Raw genomic sequence first — 6,310 nt, 5'->3', positions numbered from 1 at the left:
TCTCTCATTGAGCACTTGCCATAAAAACTCGGATTCCAGTAACGAGCGGCGGCTCCATACACCAGATGTGGGCGACGCTGATAACTGCTGTTCTTGCCGCAGTTATCAGGCCAGCTCTCGATTATTTTACGGCGCCATACTTTTTCAGAATGTCGACGGTTTTATCAATCGGCAACGCTTCCACAACACGGCCGTCCCGTCCCGTGGTTGTTTTTGCTTTTAGCAATGAGTTATAAATGGCTTCCTCGGTTGCTTCTACGGTTGCAAGAAAGAGCGGCGACATGGCATTATTGCCAAGCACTTTCGTTTCCCGTACTGCATCAGACGAATTGATCCTGCTTTCTGGTGCGGTGCTAAAGGCAATCACGTAATCACCACTGCCATTGGTCGCCGGCGATCCCGTGCGGGCCAGCCCGAGCATGGCTCTTTTGGCCAATCGCTCCAGGTTTCTACTACCCAGCGGCGCATCGGTGGCAACGATCATCATGATGGATCCATCCGCACGATCACTGACATGATCGAGCTGAATGGGATCGTTCTTCGTTAGCGTCAACGCGCCATTGCCGGTATTTGCGCTGACCTTTTTACCTTCGAGTGCTTCTTTCAAATAGTAGCGGCCCAATTCCTTGCCTACCGGCGCACCGTTCATGGTAAGCACGCCGCCAAAATTGGTCTGCACCAGCACACCCACCGTATAGCCGCCTGCGCTTTCAGGCACCACCCGCGATGATGTGCCGATGCCGCCCTTGAATCCGAAGGCCTCTGTGCCGGTGCCAGCGCCCACGGCGCCTTCTTCGACAGGGCCGTTACTGGCCGATTTCAATGCCGCGAACACGTGTTCCTGGCCGACGTGGCGGCCGCGCAGGTCATTAAGCCGGCCGTCATTGGTCTCGCCCACCACGGCATTGATCGACCGTACGTCCTCGTTGCCCGGCAGCGCCAGCATCCAGTCCAGTAAGGCGTCGGCCACGCGAGGCACGTTGAGCGTCCCGGTCAACAGGATGGGCGTCTCGATCTCACCCAGTTCGCTTATCTGGGTCGAACCCATGAGTTTGCCAAACCCGTTTCCAACGTGAACTGCGGCAGCCACCTTCTCTTTGAAGAGGTTGCCCGCATGGGGCAGGATTGCCGTTACACCAGTACGTATGTCCTCTCCCTTGTTCAGTGTGGTCTGGCCCACCAGAACGCCGTTGACATCTGTGATTGCATTCAGTTTGCCAGGCGACAGGACGCCGCTGACTAGGCCGATATCGCGCGCCCGTGGTCGGTTGTTGGTGTCATTGGCAAGTGCCTGTGCGTGGCCGCAGATCAAGACAGAAGCCAGCATGATTGAAAGTAGCTTTGGTGCAGCACAGCGCATTGTAATCTCCCGAAAAATCACAACTATAATTTAACTTCGGAAGATGGTCATTAAAAATATTGCGAGTGCACGGGGCTGATCCACTGATATGCGTGCGGCAAGCGTATGCGTCAAAGAGAATCTGAGTCATGGATACGGACTGTACTCATCGTCTTATCCGCGTCGGTTTCGCCACAAAGAAATATCTGTGCATGACTGACTGCCTGTTCATGTTAATTCATATAGGCAGTATGTTGGTGGCCAGAGACGTGGTGTAAGGTTCAGGTGCATTGCCGATACTATTCCTCGGTCGTCTACGCAGATTGATGTAGGGGGCGGCGTGGAAAAAACAGTCACGCGGCATGAAATTAAAACCTGTCTGTTTTCAGTCGCAGCAAATTTTTTATGTCGATTGACATGATTTTTAGGGTAATCCCGGTCGTTGAATATTTCAAATATGTATATTATTCATAATAATGAAAATTTCATTTTTCAATATAACGGACACAGCGGATGAAGACCATGGACACCGTTACGCCGGCTTCCGGTGCTAAATTCACTGGAAAAATCGTGTCATTTGTCGATTTTTGGCTGGGGCAGCAACTGCGGGCGATCAGGCGCGAACAAAGCCTGTCTCTGGAACAGGTCGCACGCAAGGCAGATATCTCAATTGGTTCGCTCAGCCAGATTGAGCGCGGCATGACCTCGCCGACCGTCAATATGCTGAACCGGATCTCGGGGGCGCTCAATATTTCACTTGGTGAACTGCTGAGCAACACCGAGTGCACTGATGAACAGACCGATGGCTGGATTGCCAGGGCCGCCTCGCACAGGCAGGTGGTGATGAAAGACAAGAAGATCATCAAGAAAATCATCACGCCTTCGCGCTGTCGCTCGGTGGATCTGTATCAGGCCATTATCCAGCCAGGCGGCAGTTCCGGCGATGAATGGATCACCACCCGCAGCGGCGAAATCAGCGGGCTGGTGATCTATGGGCAATTGCAGTTGTGGTTTGACAAGCGTTACGTGACGCTGGAACAGAACGATACGTTTTGCTATACGAGCGATATGCCACGCAAGTGGAACAATCCGACCGATCAGGACACATGTGTGCTGTGGGTTATTACCAAACCCGAAAGGGACTAGGAGAACTTCATGGGAATGAAAAAACTGTTATCTGTATGTATGCTGGCGGCATGTCTGAACGGCTCGGTTGCACTGGCTGCAGACAACTATAAGGTGGGCTCCACGCCCACCGGCATGCCCTTTACCTATCTGGATGCCAAGTCAGGAAAAATTGCGGGTGTGATGGTCGATGTGATTGACGCTGTCTCAAAGAAAGCCGGCTTTACCTATGAAATCAGCCCCATGGTGTTTTCGGCCCTGATCGGGTCACTGCAATCGAAGCGGATCGACATTGTTTCGGCTGCCATGATCAAGACAGACGAACGGGCAAAAATCATTGATTACACCAATACCATCTTCAGCTATGGAGAAGGGCTGGTCGTACCCGACAGTGACAAGACGCAATACACCAGTCTTGAGCAGTTGAAGGATAAAACCGTGGGTATCCAGATTGGTACCGCCTATATCGCACCGGCGCAGAAAGCCGGGGTGACGGACATGAAGCTGTATGATGCATCAACCGATATGATGCGTGACCTCGAAAAAGGTCGGGTGCAGGCCGTACTGGTGGATCAGCCGATTGCTGCGGCGTACCTGAGCAACAATATGTTCAAGAACGTGCGTCTGGTGGAAAGTTACAAACCAGTCGTTGTGCGCGATCTTGGATTGATTACACGCAAGGGTGAAACTGAACTGCAGCAGAAACTCAATACGGCGATTGATGCGCTCAAGGCCGATGGAACCATCGCATCCATTCTGAAAAAATGGAAGCTTGAAAAATAATCATGCCGCTCGTGCTGGCACCGAAGCGTGCCGGCGCCGCGACCACCACACGCAACAAGAATAATGGCTCCCTATGGATGAATTGTCGGTACGCATTGCCCAGTATTTTCCTGTGCTTTTACAGGGTGTCAAGGCGACCCTTATTGTTACGGCAGGCTCGTTGCTGCTCTCTACGGTGCTCGGCCTGATCTGGGCGCTCATGCGCAGTTCCGGCATTCGGTGGCTGGCCTGGCTAAGCGAAAGTGCCGTCAATATTATTCGCGGCATTCCGATTATCGTTATTTTGTTCTACGTCTATTTCGTCTTTCCTGATATCGGCATCGATGTGAATGCAGTCCAGGCTTCTATTCTGGGCCTGGGCGTCGCCTATTCGGCATATCAGTCGGAAAATTTTCGTGCAGGGATTGAAGCGATTGACCATGGTCAGGTCGAGGCGTCGCAATCGATGGGAATGACCTGGGCAACCATGATGCGGCGGGTGATCCTGCCGCAGGCGGTGCGCATTACGTTGCCGCCCTATGGGAACACCATGATCATGATGCTTAAGGACTCGTCCCAGGCTTCAACCATTACCGTGGCAGAGCTGGCCATGCAGGGCAAATTGCTGGCCACATCGAATTTTGACAACGTCACCGTATTTACCATGGTTGCGATCATGTATCTGGTGATGTGCATGCCACTTATTTTTCTTGTGAAGTACCTGGAAAAACGGACAAAGAAAGCATGATCACACTTGAAAATGTTCACAAGCGTTTCGGGCAGAATCATGTTCTGCGCGGCGTCAATGCGAAGGTTGAAAACGGCGAAGTCGTATGTATTGTCGGCCCCTCGGGGTCGGGAAAATCAACCATTCTGCGCTGTATCAATGGCCTGGAAAGTTACGAAGAAGGGGCCATCCGCATTGACGAGAAAATGGTCGATCGCAAGAGCAGTCATCTGCGACAGATTCGCCAGGAGGTGGCCATGGTGTTTCAGCGCTTCAATCTGTTTCCCCATCGCACCGCGCTGGAAAATGTCATGGAAGGGCCCATCTATGTCAAAGGCATTGAACGGGCACAGGCGCGTGCAGCGGCGACGCAATATCTGGAAAAGGTCGGGCTGGCAGACAAGCTGTCGTCATACCCGCAGCAGCTTTCCGGCGGACAGCAGCAACGGGTCGCAATTGCGCGGGCGCTTGCCATGGAGCCGCAGGCGATTCTGTTTGATGAGCCCACGTCTGCGCTTGATCCGGAACTGGTTGGCGAAGTGCTCAATGTCATGGCGGATATGGCGCGCGCAGGCATGACCATGATCGTGGTGACGCATGAAATGGCCTTTGCCAAAGAGGTGGCCGATCGCGTGTTGTTCTTTGACCAGGGCGTGATTGTGGAACAGGGCAAAGCCACGGATATCCTCAATGCTCCGCAGCATCCCCGGACCCAGGATTTTCTTCGGCGGGTTCTGCACCCGTTCTGACTTTATTGCATTTGTATTTAAGGACGTTCCATGTTTCCAGCTAACCGGTTTCCTCTGGCTCCCGCTTTGTGGCACGATACTGCCGTCGCGCCTCCGGTAACCATCCCCCTGATGGCAGCGGCCGAGACCGACACGTTAATTATCGGGGCAGGGTATGCGGGCCTGAGCACCGCGTTGCATCTGGCACAGTCGGGGCAACAGTGCATGGTGCTCGAGGCCAGGGAAATCGGGTTTGGCGGGTCCGGCCGCAATGGTGGGCAACTGGTGCCAGGGTTGAAAAAAGATCCTGCGGAACTGCTCAGCGCATACGGGCCGGAACGCGGCAGGCAATTGATTGAGTTTGCCAGTACGACCACCAGTACCGTTTTCTCATTGATCGACCGCTACAACTTGAATGTGCCGCATACGCGCAATGGCTGGATACAGCCGGCGCACTCCCGGTCTGCGTTGGCGATTGTACAAAAGCGCGTTGCCGACTGGCAAAAGCAGGATGCGCCCGTCAGGCCCCTGTCGCGCAGCGATGTTGCCGATTTGCTGGGGACGGACCAGTATCACGGCGGCTGGTTCGATGAGCGCGGCGGCTCAGTGCAACCGCTCAGTTATGCGCGCGAGCTGGCGCGTGTCACGCTTGCAGCCGGGGTGCCGGTGCATACCGGTACGCCAGTGCTGTCTATTGAAAAAAAAGGCAGTGGCTGGCAGGTGACCACCGACAGCGGTCATGTCGTCCATGCCCGCCGCGTGGTGGTCTGTACCAATGCGTATAGCGATGGCATCTGGAAAAACCTGAAAGAGACGGTGGTAGACCCGAATACCTATCAGGTGGCGACCGCGCCGTTGCCCGATGATATTGCCAGGACCATTTTGCCGCAGGGGCAGCCGGTGTCCGACACACGCAATTTGCTGCTTTATTTTCGCAAGGACCATACCGGCCGCTTTCTGATGGGCGGCCGGGGGCCCTTTCGTGAACCGCGCGGCAAAGAGGATTGGGACCATCTGAAAAAGGCCATTACAGTGCTTTATCCTCAACTGAAGGATATTGAATTTGAATACTACTGGTGTGGAAGGGTGTCGGTGACGCAAGACTACATGCCGCATTTGCATCAACCTGAACCGGGCCTGATCCTCAATATCGGTTGCCAGGGGCGAGGCATCGGCTTGCAGACGGCAATGGGCAAAGCCATTGCGAGCTATCTGCAATCGGGCAACGAAGCTGCGCTTCCTGTACCATTTACCCCAGTGCACCGGTTGCCGTTTTACGGTCTGCGCAAGCTGTATGTCGGCGCACTGATTTCCTGGTACCGTTATCTGGACAGCCGCAGCTAGGCTTGCGGCTATTTATTATCGAATTTGACATAAAGCAGGACAATATATGATTCGCGTTGTACTCGCATCGGAAAGCGCTGCCGCCGCGCAGAAATGGCTGAAGGTGATCCAACAGCATTTTCCCGATCTGGATGCCCATATCTTTGACCCACAGGCGCCATCACCGGCGCCGGACGTGCGCGCTGCGATCGTCTGGAAGCCGCCGGCAGGGCTGTTCGCGCGTTATCGCGCCCTGGATCTGGTATTCAATATGGGCGCAGGTGTAGACGCTATTTTGCGTCAGCC

At 54.2% G+C, this 6,310-nt stretch carries 6 protein-coding genes and 1 pseudogene; 6 read left to right on the top strand and 1 reads right to left on the bottom strand.

Annotation, left to right across the window (positions count from 1 at the left end; translation table 11 throughout):
• Positions 1–121: 121 nt before the first annotated feature.
• Positions 122–1,360, bottom strand: coding sequence for a DmpA family aminopeptidase (locus ACTIKR_RS17365; RefSeq protein WP_442328513.1), 1,239 nt, complete (start codon positions 1,358–1,360; stop codon positions 122–124).
• 492 nt (positions 1,361–1,852) lie between these two features.
• Between ACTIKR_RS17365 and ACTIKR_RS17360 the strand changes: the two genes are divergently transcribed.
• The 6 genes and pseudogenes from ACTIKR_RS17360 to ACTIKR_RS17335 form a co-directional block, all read left to right on the top strand.
• Entirely contained in the window at positions 1,853–2,485 is a 633-nt protein-coding gene (locus ACTIKR_RS17360; protein ID WP_193087738.1) for a helix-turn-helix domain-containing protein, read from the top strand.
• A gap of 9 nt (positions 2,486–2,494) precedes the next feature.
• Positions 2,495–3,247: a substrate-binding periplasmic protein gene (locus tag ACTIKR_RS17355; protein ID WP_442328512.1), complete on the top strand. Its 753-nt coding sequence runs from the start codon at positions 2,495–2,497 to the stop codon at positions 3,245–3,247.
• A gap of 73 nt (positions 3,248–3,320) precedes the next feature.
• Positions 3,321–3,974, top strand: coding sequence for an amino acid ABC transporter permease (locus ACTIKR_RS17350; RefSeq protein WP_014749992.1), 654 nt, complete (start codon positions 3,321–3,323; stop codon positions 3,972–3,974).
• Positions 3,971–4,702 carry an amino acid ABC transporter ATP-binding protein gene (locus ACTIKR_RS17345; RefSeq protein ID WP_193087739.1) on the top strand — a complete coding sequence of 244 codons (732 nt, stop codon included), beginning with the start codon at positions 3,971–3,973 and terminating at the stop codon, positions 4,700–4,702. The genes ACTIKR_RS17350 and ACTIKR_RS17345 overlap by 4 nt, the downstream gene beginning before the upstream one ends.
• 30 nt (positions 4,703–4,732) lie before the next feature.
• On the top strand, positions 4,733–6,025 hold the full coding sequence (locus ACTIKR_RS17340; protein WP_193087740.1) for an NAD(P)/FAD-dependent oxidoreductase: 1,293 nt from the start codon (positions 4,733–4,735) through the stop codon (positions 6,023–6,025).
• Positions 6,026–6,071: 46 nt separating this feature from the next.
• Positions 6,072–6,310 (top strand): annotated as a pseudogene (locus ACTIKR_RS17335) (glyoxylate/hydroxypyruvate reductase A); the annotation flags it as partial.

The organism is Advenella sp. (assembly GCF_052108595.1).
GTDB lineage: Bacteria > Pseudomonadota > Gammaproteobacteria > Burkholderiales > Burkholderiaceae_B > Advenella.
The sequence above is the reverse complement of the archived record's forward strand: the minus strand, read 5'-3'. Positions and strand labels throughout refer to the sequence as shown.

Excerpts from the sequence above, each read along its gene's own strand:
- ACTIKR_RS17365 (WP_442328513.1), bottom strand. The coding sequence starts at position 1,360 with ATGCGCTGTGCTGCACCAAAGCTACTTTCAATCATGCTGGCTTCTGTC.
- ACTIKR_RS17360 (WP_193087738.1), top strand. The coding sequence starts at position 1,853 with ATGAAGACCATGGACACCGTTACGCCGGCTTCCGGTGCTAAATTCACT.
- ACTIKR_RS17355 (WP_442328512.1), top strand. The coding sequence starts at position 2,495 with ATGGGAATGAAAAAACTGTTATCTGTATGTATGCTGGCGGCATGTCTG.
- ACTIKR_RS17350 (WP_014749992.1), top strand. The coding sequence starts at position 3,321 with ATGGATGAATTGTCGGTACGCATTGCCCAGTATTTTCCTGTGCTTTTA.
- ACTIKR_RS17345 (WP_193087739.1), top strand. The coding sequence starts at position 3,971 with ATGATCACACTTGAAAATGTTCACAAGCGTTTCGGGCAGAATCATGTT.
- ACTIKR_RS17340 (WP_193087740.1), top strand. The coding sequence starts at position 4,733 with ATGTTTCCAGCTAACCGGTTTCCTCTGGCTCCCGCTTTGTGGCACGAT.